Raw genomic sequence first — 14,283 nt, 5'->3', positions numbered from 1 at the left:
CACAAAACTCAAACCTATTGAATCAGACGCCCCTCCGGCATCGGCCTCCAATGTTTATTGCGAGTTAGCATGCCTGTTCGCAACAGCTCTCTTCGAATGAAGTAATCTTTAATGGGCTTAAACTTCAACCATCCACGAAAAGAAAAATACACTTTGGAGCGACGGAAACGTCGAAACCGAAGTGGACTTGTATCATTTCTATTCGAAGTAAACGAATGTCTGCTGAGTTCTGAAACGGATGCCCCTTTTGGATCGACGCATACGAGGATCCGTAAGTCAACTGGCAGGTGTGAGTATATGTCGACCGGCTTAATAATTGGAAAAGCGCATTCGAGTCTTTTTCTTGCACCAGTGTTCGTCATCAAATAGGCATGGAGCAGTGACGGCCCTATGTTTGTCTCATATATTGGAAATCCAGGCGCTAACATTTTCTTTGAATCTGGATCGAAGAAAACTGCGCTCCTCTCGCTCATATTGTCACAATCAAGCAAACAATAATCAAACTCTACGTAACTTAGGCCACCTCGAAGCATTTCCACCATGGCAGGATTCAATATCGCGTCGTCCTCTAAAATTAATGCTGTAGCAATATTTTTTTCTACAATAATTTTGTAGACCATGATATGCGACAAATAGCACCCTACAACCCCACAGTCGTAGGAGAGACCTTCGCAGACTACCTCAGCGATTTCTTCTTCTGACAGCTTTTTGCCATCGACAGCATTGACAACTTCGTACTCAAGGCCAAGGCTATCCAAATGTGAAGTAATCGCATGACGACGCTCTGGCGCTCTTTCCAGACTAATAACAAATATTGGAATAGCTTGGTGATTCATTCTGGATTACAAGTAGGGTTTATTTCTACGACCGAGCCGAAAACTTCCTTAGCATTAGCGCCTCGATCTTGTCATAAAGAATTGAGGCAATCACTCGCTCGCTGGAACGAGGAGAGCCGGCAAGCAACCAAAGAATCGCCAGAAATGCCGAGTATGCCAATACTCCAATGAGCATCTTCGCAACTAACAATATTAATGAAGCACTGATATTCAAGTATTGAATGAGCCAAACAGCAAACAAGTACATCAGTACGCTCGCAATCAATGGACGTGCAATGCCTTTTAGCAAGCTCGCAGTATTGACAAGCCTACTAAAATGCAGGATAAAACCGTACATCAAACATGTCAAAATGCCTACGACCACGTAAAGGACTGCAATCCCTTCGGTACCACCCATGAGATACGCAGGGTAGAAAAATCCAAGGGCTAAACCGGCTTGAATCCATGAAATCAATGCGTTCGTTCGAATCTTTCCTGTTATCAATAGGACGTTCGCCACGGTAACCTTGAATCCGGAGAATATAGAGCCTATACTGAAAATGGTGACCAGGATGACGGCTTCTTTCCAGCCAGATCCAAATAAAAGTTGCACAAACTCTGGTGCGATAAGTGCGAAACCTACAGCCGCCGGGGCAGTAAGAATTAGAGTTCCAACAATCGCTTTCTCGACGGCTAGTCCAAATCGTTCCCTTTCATCCACGATTCTTGACAATGTGGGTAGCAATGCTCGACCGATGGGAAGAATAATTTCGGTCGCAGGCAAAGATGCAATCTCTTTACCTACTGCATACAGGCCGGTTTGTCTAGGGCCTGCGAGAGTTCCCACAAGAAATCTATCAAACTCATACGTAAAAAAATCTCCAACCCCTTTCAGAAAGTACCAACCGGAGAAGCTTGTGAGGCTGCGCCATTCAGAAAGACTCCATGATGCTCTTTTCGGCATCATGACGTAGCTTACAAGTACTTTTGATAGTTCAGCAACACAGATCCCTATCACCAACCCCCAATAGGATTTAAGCAACAAGACCGAAACAATTGCCGCGGTGAATGAGGCAATTTTTGGGAGGATTGATAGAACGAAGTCTGAACGAAAGTTCAACGTCTTTCTGTATAGCACAACGTAAATGTTTTGCATCCCCCCAATGAGGCCAGCAACGGCAACTGCTATCATGATGGGTATTACCCGAGGATCCTTGTACAAACTTGCCGCAATAGGCGAAGCAACGATCACGATCGTCGCAACAATCAGGCTTTGAATGATCCTCAAAGACCATGCAGTGTTGTAGGTCTCCTTCGTTGGATTTTGCTCACGAATAAGTGAGGCATCAATCCCAAATTCAACGAGGATAGCAGAGAAGGCGACAATCACCATTGCCATGTTTACCAAGCCATAGTCTGCAGGAGTCAATATTCTTGCGCAAACAGCTAGGCTGATTATTCCCAAAAAGCGCGAAGTCCATCTGATCAATATAGACCACGAGCTCCCGACCACCAAAGCTTCTGACATTGAAGTCATATAAATACTACTCTCTCTAATTACTTGGGCAGAGCAATAGTGACACTCTTTACTTCTTCCTGCGATACAACATCAATTAGCTTTATTAAAATTGCAAGGTAGTAGGGAATTTCGTAATAAGCAAGGCTCAGCAAAGCCCCGCCAATCAGATATACAACAATTGAGACAGATATCAAATTTGCCAGATCATTTGCCCATGCTATTCCTCCTGTTTCCCTCGCTCGTTTGGCTATTTCTCCCCTGACATGGAACACATATCCGAATATTGCAACAAATAATAGAAGGCCATTAAAGCCCAAATCACCAAGGATTTGAAAATAAATACTGTGAGTAGCAGTCGGACGCAACAGCCCTGGCGTTTCTATAAAAGGCAAAAGGCCCTGTGAGTTTCGAAATACTTCAAACGTCGATGCTGCTTGACCAGCGTAGAAACCTCCTCCAAACAGGGGGTTTTCTATTGCAATAGCAGTGGCAAGTTTCCAAGCCGCAACTCTTCCCATAAAAGAGCTGTCTTCTTGGGCTTCTTGGATGGTGCTCATGCGCGAAAACCAATCGTCTGGCGCTGCTATGAACACGACGAAACAGAGACTGAGACCGAACAGCAGGAGCTTGATCTTCTTCTTACCTATCAAGGTAAACCAAAGCAAGCCGGCCATTGCAGCTATCAAGGCACCTCTAGAATTGGTCCCGACGACGGCCAGCAACATCAGCATAAAGAGTCCGAAGCTTGCCCATCGCAAATATAGTGACTCAAAGTATCTGGCAAGATAGATTGCAAGTGGCATCACCATCAAGAGAATGAGTGCATAGTGATTGTTATCGCCGAATTTGCCAATACCCGTCACGTTGTGAGCACCCGCGCTTGCCACCATCTTAAGACCATCAAGAAGTCCATGAAATCCGATTGCAGTCACGACACAAAGAACATACAAATTTATACTTTCTCGATTCTTTAACACCAACGGCATCAAGGCACACATGACGATAATTTTAGCCAAATTCCCAAATATCTCCCAGTTCCGCTCAAGCCCTGGATAGGCGAGCACTGCGCTTACTGCTCCGTGCAACAGGAGAATCAACATAAGGCCGATCATTGCGTTGAGTTTGTAGGCGGATATCTTTTTGTGATACTGAAGCAGGACAACGAGGAACGTTACTAGTGCATAGAGCTGAACATACTTAATTGCACTCATGAAGCCGTAGACGTAATTGTTGATTACGACCAAGTCGGCCCAGGTCCAAAGAAGAAATGCAACCAGTCCACTTGACAATGCAAGAGGCAAAGTCCAAAGAAAGAAAGCAAGAAAAAAGATGTCTCTCATTTTTATTCGGTAGAGTTTCTGAATAATCTATGAGAGTTTTGTTTCTTTGAATTCAAGCTGTCTGTGCGCTTGGCGATGCCAGCAATGCAAACCACCACGAAGAGCATGAGCAGGTAAAGGATACCTTCGATCATTTCGATTTAGGATTTCTATAATAATCTGAATAGTTACGAGAATTCGCGCGGGCTGCTTTCTATCTCCGACGAGAACAGATTGACAATTTTTTTCGTGGTGTCGATCCATTTGAATTTCTCTGCATGCTGGCGTGTGTCGGATCTGGAGGGAGAAGACATATTCAGGTCTTTCCAGCACTCTGCCAACGAAATTGCGTCTCGCTGTTTCATTAGCTGTCCAGCCGCTGAACTACTCACCACCTCAGGCGTGCCCCAGATATTTGTGGCAATCACCGGGGTGCCGCACGCCATGGCCTCCAGCAGCACATTGGCCCAGCCTTCACGGCTGCTGCACAGTGTGAGCGCATCGGCAGCGCTGTACCACCACTTCAGTTCGGTCTGCGGCACGACACCCGCCCAGTGCACGCGTTCGGCCACGCCCAGGCGGTTGGCCAGGGCCTTGAGGGCACCCTCTTGCGGGCCTGAGCCGGCAATGAGCAAGGTCACGCCGGGCAACTGCGCCAACGCTTCAATGGCGATGTGGTGGCCCTTGCGCTCGATGAGGTGGCCCACCGACAGCAGATAAGGACCTTCAGTTTTCAGGCCCAGGCGGGCGCGGGCCACGTCGCGTGGCTCGGGCACGAAGCGCTCCAAGTCAACGCCGTTGCGCAGCGTGTACAGCTTGCCGGGCTCAGCGCCCAGCCCTTCCAGCGTGTCCATGAGCGCTTTGCAAACGCCGATGGAGCCGCTGGCCTTTGCCGCAGTTTGCAAGATGAGCTTGCGGGGAAACGGGTACTCGGGGATCAGGTTCAGGTCGGTGCCGCGTGCGGTCACGAAGAACGGTTTGCCGAGCCACTTGGCCAGCAGGCCGGCAGCCACGCCGTCGGGGTAGTAATAGTGGGCGTCGATCAGGTCGAAGTCAAAGCCTTCGCGCTGCAAGCGCTTCACGGTGGCCAGCGCTCCCAGGGCCATGGTGTAGGGCGCCAGGTTCATGCCCACCTTGGGCAGCAGCAGGTAGCGCGGGTGGTGCACCTCCAGGCCGTTGCGCTGCTCTTGCCGGGGAGTGGCGGCGAACTGGGCATATTCGCCAAAGCTCTTACTTGTGGAAGGAAACCAGGGTACGGGCGCAACCACCTTGGCTTCCACCTGCCCGGTTTTCAACAGTTCGCGCAGGCGAGTTTCCACAAAGATGCCGTGGATGGGTCGAGTCGAGCTCGGATACAGGCTCGAAAACAGCAGGATTTTCATAGAGGTAGTTGGCGGCCTGTCATGCGCCCACGACGAAACGACTGCGCCTCCCCAATACACGTTTGCATACCCATATTGAACCAACCGATGCAATGAGCACGATCACGACGTAAATGCTGAGATTCAGCAGTGTGCCTTCAATCAAATAGGCGTCTTCACCGTCGTAGGCTCGGCCATCTACAAAATACGTGGCAACAACCTTGACAAAAGAGATGAAGTAAGCATGGATGAAAAAGATTCCAAAACTGATTTCAGCAATGTAGTTCAAGCGATCTCCGAACACAGGGTAGACTTTCAATAGCGCAATCACCATCAGCAACGCCATTGGCAGCTTCATTACCATCAAAAAATACGGCGGCTCTTTATAGTCCAATGTATATCCGGCAAATCCAAGCAGCGAAACTACCAGCAGTGGAATCCAAAATTTCTTGATCAATTCCTCCGCTTGGTCACGGTAACTGGATGTCACCATGCCTAGCAAATATACAGGCAACAAATAAAGCGCTTTCTCTATTGGGCCAATTGGCCCATTGCGACCGTTATAAATAGCCAAAATCCAAAGTGGCAGTATCAACCAATAAACCCTGGGGATTTTTCGATCAATATAAATGAAAACAGGCGCCGCAAGATAAAAGAGCGTGATGGTAGGCACAAACCACAAAGGTGCAAGATGCTTCCCAGTCAGGAGGAAGAGCGAAACTTGCTGCCAAGTGTGAAGCTCGTAGAACCATGGCCACATGTTTGTACGCTCAACCACCATTGTGAATAGGTACAACGAAGGTATAGAAATGATGAGATACGGCAGAATTACCGTCTTGAACTTCTGCAACAGATACGACTGGTAGCTGAATCGTTCGCTTAAATGCTGAAACAGGTATCCTGCAATGAAAAAGAAGAAAATGGATGCCTCATTGGCGATGCCATCAAGAAATCGACCTAGAAGCGGGGATTCAGACCAATCCAAAGATGGGATCGAATGAGCAGAGACAATCAATATAATTGCAATTGCCCGAAATACGTGTATGTGCTGCTGAAATTTCGGGTTTCGACTCATGATGGACTCCACAAGCTCATTGTGAGATAGCAACCATGGCTGCCACCCGCTGCGCATTCCCCAGCCAAGTGAGGTTGAGCCGGTCGATGGTGTCGCGGGCACCGTGCGCCAGGCGTTCGCGCAGGTCACCGTCGCTGCACAGGCGGGTCAATGCGCCTTCCAGGCCACCCGGGCTGGCCTCGTCGAACATGAGGGCGTTGGTCTCGTGCGTGAGCACTTCCAGCAGATTGGGTGTGCTGGGCGCCACGATGGCTTTGCCCAACACGAGGTATTCCATGAGCTTGAGTGGCGAGGCGTACGGCGTCACGGCGGGTTGCAGGGCCACGTCAAACGCGGCCACGTGGGCGGGCACCTGGTCGCGGTGAATGACACCGGTGAAAGCCACGCGGTCGGCCAGGCCCAGCTGCTTGGCCTGCGCTTCCAGTGCTTCGCGCACGGGGCCATCTCCAACCACCAGCAACTGGGTATGGGCTGGGGCCTGCGGGGTGGCCATCCAGTCCACGATGCGGTCCACGCCGTGCCAGTCGCGCACAAAGCCGGTGAAGCCCAGCACCAGCCGGCCTTGCAGGCCCAGGCGGGCCTTCGCTTCGTCGGGTCCTGGCGCCTGTGCGAAGTGCGCGCGGTTGATGCCGTTGGGCACCACCTGAATGCGCTCGGCAGGCACTCCGCAGGCGCGCACATGGCCAGCCAGCACCTCGGTCACCGGCAACACCCGGTCTGCGCCTCGCCAGGCGGCGCCTTCGGCCCAGCGGGCCAGGCCGGCGAGCGCCAGGCCACCGCTGTGCTGTGAACGCTCCAACACCAGGGGGGAATTCACCTCCAGCAGCAGCGGCACACCCAGGCGCTTCTTGGCCATGAGGCCGGCGAGCAAAAACAGGTTGTAGCGCTCGTAGATCACGTCGGGCTTGAACTCTTTGGCCGCGGCCATGAGCTTGCGGTAGGCGACCAGGCTGTAGGCCAGTTCCATGAGTTCGTACACCGCCTTGGGGAGACGCGCCTTGAGGCCGTGCACCCAGCCCATGTCGCTGCCCATCTGCCCTGCCCCGCCCTCGTCTGCATCTTGCCCGGGCGCAACCACGCGCACCTCGTGCCCTTCGCTGCGCAAGGCATCGATCATTTCTTCGATGTGCACGGCCTGACCATCTTTGGAGGCGGTGCGGTGGTGATACAGGATGCGCATTCGAACTCGATCAGTGGGCGGCTTGCCACTGCGCAGCGCGCTGTGGGCCTGAAAAAAGGGCATCGTAGGCCTGCACCATGGCGTCGAGGCCGAACTGGTTGATGGCGCGCGTGCGAGCGGTGTGCGCAAACCGCTGCGCATCGGCCTCGTTGCAGAACACCCTGTGCATCGCCTCGGCCAGCGCCGCTTCGTCGTCGGACGGCACCAGGTGGCCGGTGGCGCCCTCTTCCACCAGGTCTGGCGTGCCACCCACCGCCGTGGCCACCACGGGCAGCCCGCTGGCCATGGCTTCCTGCAAGGTGCACGACGTGCCTTCGGCTTGCGAAGGCAACACAAAAAGGTCGAGCGAGCGGAGTACGTCGGCCACGTCGTCTCGCGCGCCGGGCAGCCACGCGTGGCCTTGCAGACCGGCAGCAGCCAGCGTGCTTTCAACCTCGCCCCGCAAAGGCCCTTCGCCCACGATCACCAGCCGCGCCCGCTCCGCCATCTCGGGGTGCTCACGCAGCAGGCGCACAAACGCCCGGGCCAGCAGCGGCTGGTTCTTCACGGTTTGTAGACGACCCACGGTACCCACGAGCCAGTGCTGGCCGGGCACAAACGGGCAACCGGGCACGGGCGCGGCGCGGCCCACACGCGGAGCAAAGGTGTCGTTGTCCACGCCGTTGGCGATCAGGCTGCGGCGGCTCGCCGGCACGCCAATGGCGCGCGCGAGGTAGGCGTCCAGATCTTTCGATACGGACACGTAGTGACTCACGAAGGGCTTGTAGAGCTTTCGCAAGCGCTGGTAGCGTGGGTTCTGGCCTTGCGGGTCGTGCGCGTCCCAGCCATGCTCGGCGTGCACACGCAATGGCACACGCGCCAGCCAAGCCAGCGGCGTGATCTCCAGCGCGGCCAGGTTGCAGGTGTGCACCACGTCGGGTTGCAGTTCACGAAGCAGTTGGTAGATGCGCGGGTACAGGGGGATGGCGTGGCCGGGCTGTTTGTGCAGCTCGATGAAGCGCACACCGGGCTGGGTGATGCGGTTCTTGAAATCGCTGATGGTGGTGAGTGACAGGACCACGTGTTCGAACTGGTCGGCAGGCAGGCGGTTGATGAGCTGCACGATGACGTTTTCGAGCCCGCCCACCGAAAAGCTGTAAACCACATGGACGATGCGCCGGCGGCGTGGCATCACAGCGTTCATGCCGGGACGGTCGCTGCAGCCGCAACCGGGGGCGCGGCTTGTATGGGCGCCTGGGCCTGGCGCAGAAACGCATCAAACATGATCAACATCCACAGCGCCGTCGAATGGTCGAACTGCCGGCTCAGGTGCTGGTCAATCAGCGTGCGCAAGGTGGCTTCGTTGAAGTAGCCCGAGTCCAGCATGCGCGGGCTCAGAACCGACTCGCGCATGCGCTCGGCCAGCGGCCCGCGCAGCCAGCTGGCCAGCGGCACCGAGAAGCCCATCTTGGAGCGGTACAGGATGTCGTTGGGCAGCAGCGGCTCGAAGGCCTTCTTGAAAACGTACTTGCCTTCGCCCGCGTTGATCTTGAGGCTGCTGGGCAGCGTGGCCAGCCATTCGATCAGCTGGTGGTCCATGAGCGGTTCGCGCACTTCGAGCGAGTGGGCCATGCTGGCCCGGTCGACCTTGGTGTTGATGTCGCCGACCAGCCAGGTCTTGTAGTCGAGGTACTGAATGAGTGCGAGCGGGTCGTCGGTGTTGGCGCGCTCCGCGTGGCCACGGAACACGGTGATGGAGTTGTAGCCACCCAGGCTTTTGTTGAACGCCGGCGAGAACAGGCGCTGGCGCTGGTCGGCCCGCAGGTGCGACATGCTGTGGTGGTAGGCCTGCACCGAGTCCATGGCTATGGCCTGGAAGGTGGTCTTGGCGCGGAACATGCGCGGTGCCCAGTCGGCCTTGGGATACAGGTGGCCGAGCGAACCGAACAGCGGGCTGCGCAGGCCGTGCGGCAAACGGCTGCGCACGCTCTCTTCGCCCAGGTGCATGCGGTAGCGCCGGTAGCCACCCAGGCTCTCGTCGCCGCCGTCGCCCGAGAGCGCCACGGTCACGTGTTTGCGCGCCATCTGGCACACGCGGTAGGTGGGAATGGCGGAGCTGTCGGCGTAAGGTTCGTCGTAGAGCCAGGCCAGGGTGTCGATGAGGTCGAAGTCGTCACTCTTGACCACTTCCAGGCGGTGGTCGGTCTGGTAGCGGTCGGCCACCTGCTGGGCAAAGGCGGACTCGTTGAAACGCGGGTCGTCAAAGCCGATGGCGCAGGTGTGCACCGGCGTGGTGGACAAGCCAGCCATGGTGGCAACCACGGCGCTCGAATCGACCCCGCCCGACAAAAACGCGCCGAGCGGCACGTCGGCCTTGAGGCGGAGCTTCACCGATTCGCGCACGCGATCGCGAAGTTCGGCTTCGGCGTCGGCCTGGTTGATGGGGTTGTCGTTGCTGAAGTGCACGTCCCAGTACGGCACGGGCTGGGCCTGAGCGGCGTCGCCGCGGCGCAGCGTGAGCGTGTGGGCAGACGGCAGCTTGTGTGCGTTGCGGTAAATGCAGCGCGGGTCGGGCACGTAGCCGAACGAGAAGTAGTCTTCCACGGCCAGCGGGTCGATGTCGCGCGCAAAGCCGGGGTGGGCTGTGATGACCTTCAGCTCGGAGCCGAAAATGAAGGTGCCATCAGCGAGCCACGCGTAGTGCATGGGTTTGACGCCCATGCGGTCGCGCGCGAGGAACAGGGTTTGCTGGTTGCGGTCCCACAGAGCAAACGCAAACATGCCGCGCAGGCGGTGCACACACTCGGGGCCCCAGGCTTCCCAGGCGTGCACGATCACTTCAGTGTCGCTGCGCGTCTTGAAGATGTGGCCCATCGCCTGCAGCTCGGGCACGAGCTCTTCAAAGTTGTAGATCTCGCCATTGAAGACGATGCCCACGCTGCCGTCTTCGTTGAACAGCGGCTGCTGGCCGGTGGCGAGGTCAATGACGGACAGGCGGCGGTGGCCCAAGGCCAGGCCGGGTTCGAAGTGCAGGTCGTCTTCGTCGGGGCCGCGGTGGGCCTGGATGTTGTTGATGCGCGCGGCCAGGGCGCGGTCAAAGTCGCGCGTGCCGAGCGTGTCGAACAAGCCGGAAATGCCGCACATTCAGGGCGCCCCTCGCGTGGTCTTCAAGGCGGCTTCAATGGCGCCACCCTGGTTCTGCATGAAGTTCTGCAGCACGGCCGTGGCGGCCGCGCGTGCGTCGGCTTCGGTGAGCTGCGGATCGAGCGGGGTGTAGATGACCACAATGGCTCCGTCGTCGCCCTGCCCGGTGATCCGGCTCAAGGCGCCCTGTATTTTGGCAAGCGCGTCGCTCGCCGTGAAGCGGTTGTTGACCCAGTAGACACGCCAGACCTGCAGGCGCTGGGTGTTCGCGGTCAGACCACCGGCCTGGTTGCGCAACGTGGCAGCAGCCACGGTAACGGGCTGGCCGGCCAGCTGGGTGGTCGCGCTGCCGCCCGACACCTGCGCCCACTGCTTGTCGTCGTGCACGACCAGCATGTTTTGTGAACTGACGAGCTTGCGTTCGTAGTCTTGCTGGCGGTAATAGGTAATGTGCAGGCCCACAGCCTCGCCCTGCGGACCGCTGTAGCCCAGGTGGCTGGTGGCCACTGGCAACTGGAAGGCCGGCACCCAGTCGCTCGGCGGACTCGCGTTGTTTTGCCAAGGCGCCTGGGCCGCGGGTGCGGCCAGGGAGACAGCGCTGGTCTGGGTGCCCAGCGCCAGCAGACGTTCGAGCAGGTGGGGCGACGCCACGATGAGCAACGCGACCACAGCGGCCATGGCCGTGCGGCGGGAAGACATACCTCGCGCTTGCGCACCAGCGGAAGCAGCAGCACCCAGCGGGCCGGCAGGTGGCGCCGGAGCATCGGCCCAGCGGGCGCCGACGAACAACATGATGAGGATCACCACACCGAAAAACACCCAGCCGTAAATGAGGTGGTCCACGCCGGTGGCCAGCTCGTTGCCCGAGAGGTGGCCGATCATCACGATCATGTAGGCGCGCAACCAGTTGGCCACCAGCGGCACCAGAATGGCCACGCCAATGAAGATGAGGCGCTTCTTCAGGCTGGTGTAGCTCAGGTAGGCGAACAGGCAGCCCACGGTGACCGAAGCGATCATGTAGCGGATGCCGCTGCAGGCTTCCACCACCGACCAGGCGCCCGACGGGATGATGAACTGCAGGCCTTCGCGGTACACCGGGATGCCGCTCACGCGGAGCGCGAGCACGGTGAAGTCGGCCGTCCACTCCATGAAGTACGGGAGCATGAAGTCGCCAATGGGCACGGCAAAAAACAGAAAGCCCAGCGGGAACGCCATGGCTTTCGCCAGATGCCAGCCCAGCACGGCCGGCACGGCCAGCACCAGCAACATGACCAACGCGAGCTGCGTGGCGGCGTTCACCGCCACCAGGTCGCCCGCCAGCCAGAAGCCCGCGGCGCCCAGCAGCATCACCCAGGCCAGGGGGCTGGGCTTGGGCACCAGCGCGGCCAGGGTGTGGCGGATGCGCCAGATCAGCCAGAGCGTGATGACAGGCACCACAAAGCCGTGGGCATACGTGTCCGAGCGGGACCAGATGGTGACCATGCCCACCACCGTGTGCGCATACAGCGCCAGGATGGCCAGCAACAGCAACACCAGCGCGGCCAGCGGCAGGCGCCAGTGGGCAGGGAATCGTGTGGACAAACGAACGGCGTCAGACATGGATGGCGGCCTCCGGGAGGGTGACGGTGTCGTTGGCGTGCAGTGGACCGAGCCAGGCGTCGATGCCGCTCAGGTGCGCCTGCCAGCTGAAACCTTGTTCCACAAAAGCCCGGGCGTGCACGCCCAGCTCGGCGGCGTGGCCGGGATGGTCCATCAACGGGGCCAGCGCCTGAATGAATTCGTCGGGCGACTCGGCACGCAGCAAACCTTGGTCCGCACCCGCACCGATCGCGTCGGCACAGCTGTTGACCGTGACCACGGCCTTCTGCATGGCCATGGCCTCCAAGATCTTGTTTTGAATGCCGCGCGCCACGCGCAACGGCGCCACCACGGCAGCAGCGTGCTGCAGGTAAGGCCGTACGTCGGGCACGGTGCCGGTGACCACCACTTGTTCACCCGCCAGCGCGAGCACCTGGGCCGACGGACTGCGGCCCACGATGTAGAAACGTGCGCGCGGCCAGTGGGCGCGCAGGCGGGGCAACATGTCGGCCACAAACCAGCTCACGCCGTCGATGTTGGGCCAGTAGTCCATGGCGCCGGTGAACACCACGGCCTGCTCACCGGGTGCGAACGGGTTGGGCCGCTGTGGATCGGGGGCAAAGAAGTCCGCGTCCACGCCATTGCTGAGGGACTGCACCTTGTCGCGGCTCTCGGGAGCTTGCGAGACGAACAGCGCGGTTTCGTTGGGCGTGACGAAGTACGAGCGCCGCGCCTGCGCGGCCACTTCGCGCTCGTAGGTCAGCAGGCGCCGGCCTTCGCGGCGGTACAGCATCGAGAGCGGCCAGCGGTGCGCGGGCGCGTACTGCGTCCACTTGGCCGAATCAACGTCCACAAAGTCCACCAGCATGGGCACCTGCGGCTGCAGGGGCTGCGCGTACTGCGCCATGGCCGACGAAAACACCACGCTTGCCTGCAGCTCGTTCGCGGCGGTGGTGGCTTGCACCCAGCGTTGCATGCCGGCGCTGCGGTAATACGCCAACGTGAGGGCCTCGCCACTCAGCAGGCCACCCAGGCTCTTGATCTTGGCGGTGCGGGGAGCGATGCGCTCCACGTGCAGGTCGGGGCACAGGGCGCGCAGCGTGGGCAGGTGCTGCTCATCGTCCGGGTCGTCGATGAAGGTGCCCAGGAACACACGGTGGCGCTGCAGCAAATGGCGCAACAGGTGGTACGAACGCACCTTGTCGCCCTTGTTGGGCGGGTACGGCAAGCGGTGCACGAGGTAGAGCAGGTTCGCCATGGTGTGACTGCTCAGCCGAGGTTGCGGACGATGTGGGGGCCGAGCCAGTTGGCCAGACCCAGCGGCATGCGGCGCCACGTGGCGATCAGCAACTTGTACTTCGCGTTGGCCGGGTTGTTCTGCGGAATGCTCTCGCGCTTGTAGAGGCGGTATTCGTAGTGCAACGGCGTGGGTTCAAAGCCCCAGTTGCGCTTGAACGCATAAGGGCCGGTGCCCTCTTTGCTGCGGCCGTAGTCAAACACCTTGAGCCCGCGCGCGCAGGCCATGCGCATGAGTTCCCAGTACTTGAAGTCGTTGGCGGCGAGGTCGCGCGCGGCTTCGTCGTCGCCCGCGTAGTAAGGCAACACCTCGTCGCGAAAGTAAAAACTCATCACGCTGGACAGCGGCCGGCCTTCGGCAGAGCTCACGGTGAGCACCTCGCAGTCCTTGCCAAAGGTCTTGAGCAAGGTCTGGAAGTAGCGCTTGGAAAACGCGGGCGTGCCGTGGCGGTGCACGTTGTCGGCGTAGAGCGCGAAAAAACGGTCGGCGTTGTTGTCCACCTGCGAGGTGAGGCCGTTCTTGATGCCCTTGCGCACCATGGCGCGCTGCTTGCGCGGAATGGCCAGCATGTTGTCCTCTTCCTTGGGCAGGATCGCCTTGCGGAAGGTGACATAGAGCTCCTGCACCGGCCAGTCGGTGTGGCGGCGCTCGGTGTGGCGCAACTCCAGGTGGTCGGTGCCCAGTTCAACCGCCAGACGCTGTGCTTCGGCTTCCAGCGCGGTGGCAGCCGTTTCAGAGTCGGTGGCCACACCACCGTAGACCGCAAAGGGCAAACCCGTCAGCGCGTTGCCGAAGAGGCGGCTGTTCACGTGGGCGAGCGGCAACACGCCAACGATCTCGCCGTCCTGCTCGGCAAAGAGAAAGTACGTGGGGTGCCGGAACACATCACGGATGACGGTTTGCCAGCCTGCACGGTGAAAAAACGTGGCTTTGGGGCACGCCGCCACAAAGGCTTCCCATCGGGCGACCTGGTCGGGTTGGGAGCTGTCCAGGCGCTTGATGTGCAAGGCGCCGCG

At 58.3% G+C, this 14,283-nt stretch carries 11 protein-coding genes; all 11 read right to left on the bottom strand.

Going from position 1 to position 14,283, the window contains the following annotated elements; translation table 11 throughout:
- Positions 1-14 precede the first annotated feature (14 nt).
- Positions 15-836: a glycosyltransferase family 25 protein gene (locus tag BSY239_RS22030; protein WP_083239861.1), complete on the bottom strand. Its 822-nt coding sequence runs from the start codon at positions 834-836 to the stop codon at positions 15-17.
- 25 nt (positions 837-861) lie between these two features.
- Positions 862-2,343: an oligosaccharide flippase family protein gene (locus BSY239_RS22025; RefSeq protein ID WP_172823089.1), complete on the bottom strand. Its 1,482-nt coding sequence runs from the start codon at positions 2,341-2,343 to the stop codon at positions 862-864.
- 29 nt (positions 2,344-2,372) lie between these two features.
- Positions 2,373-3,674: a putative O-glycosylation ligase, exosortase A system-associated gene (locus BSY239_RS07535; RefSeq protein ID WP_069046303.1), complete on the bottom strand. Its 1,302-nt coding sequence runs from the start codon at positions 3,672-3,674 to the stop codon at positions 2,373-2,375.
- Positions 3,675-3,841: 167 nt separating this feature from the next.
- Entirely contained in the window at positions 3,842-5,035 is a 1,194-nt protein-coding gene (locus BSY239_RS07530) for a glycosyltransferase family 4 protein (RefSeq protein ID WP_069046302.1), read from the bottom strand.
- Between the two features lie 19 nt (positions 5,036-5,054).
- A complete protein-coding gene (locus tag BSY239_RS07525) occupies positions 5,055-6,089 on the bottom strand; it encodes an acyltransferase family protein (RefSeq protein WP_069048854.1) in 1,035 nt (344 codons plus the stop codon).
- A gap of 16 nt (positions 6,090-6,105) precedes the next feature.
- Entirely contained in the window at positions 6,106-7,269 is a 1,164-nt protein-coding gene (locus BSY239_RS07520) for a glycosyltransferase family 4 protein (protein ID WP_069046301.1), read from the bottom strand.
- Positions 7,270-7,279: 10 nt separating this feature from the next.
- Positions 7,280-8,452: a TIGR03088 family PEP-CTERM/XrtA system glycosyltransferase gene (locus BSY239_RS07515; RefSeq protein ID WP_069046300.1), complete on the bottom strand. Its 1,173-nt coding sequence runs from the start codon at positions 8,450-8,452 to the stop codon at positions 7,280-7,282.
- Positions 8,449-10,392 carry an XrtA/PEP-CTERM system amidotransferase gene (locus BSY239_RS07510; RefSeq protein ID WP_069046299.1) on the bottom strand — a complete coding sequence of 648 codons (1,944 nt, stop codon included), beginning with the start codon at positions 10,390-10,392 and terminating at the stop codon, positions 8,449-8,451. The genes BSY239_RS07515 and BSY239_RS07510 overlap by 4 nt, the downstream gene beginning before the upstream one ends.
- Positions 10,393-11,991, bottom strand: coding sequence for an exosortase A (gene xrtA / locus BSY239_RS07505; protein ID WP_069046298.1), 1,599 nt, complete (start codon positions 11,989-11,991; stop codon positions 10,393-10,395).
- Positions 11,984-13,228 (bottom strand): TIGR03087 family PEP-CTERM/XrtA system glycosyltransferase, encoded by a 1,245-nt coding sequence (locus BSY239_RS07500; RefSeq protein WP_069046297.1) that lies wholly within the window; start codon positions 13,226-13,228, stop codon positions 11,984-11,986. Before BSY239_RS07500 ends, xrtA begins: the two co-directional genes overlap by 8 nt.
- A gap of 11 nt (positions 13,229-13,239) precedes the next feature.
- On the bottom strand, positions 13,240-14,274 hold the full coding sequence (locus BSY239_RS07495) for a FemAB family XrtA/PEP-CTERM system-associated protein (protein ID WP_069048853.1): 1,035 nt from the start codon (positions 14,272-14,274) through the stop codon (positions 13,240-13,242).
- Positions 14,275-14,283: the final 9 nt, after the last annotated feature.

The sequence above is a fragment of the Hydrogenophaga sp. RAC07 genome (assembly GCF_001713375.1).
Lineage (GTDB): Bacteria > Pseudomonadota > Gammaproteobacteria > Burkholderiales > Burkholderiaceae_C > Hydrogenophaga.
This window is presented reverse-complemented; position numbering and strand designations above follow the sequence as displayed.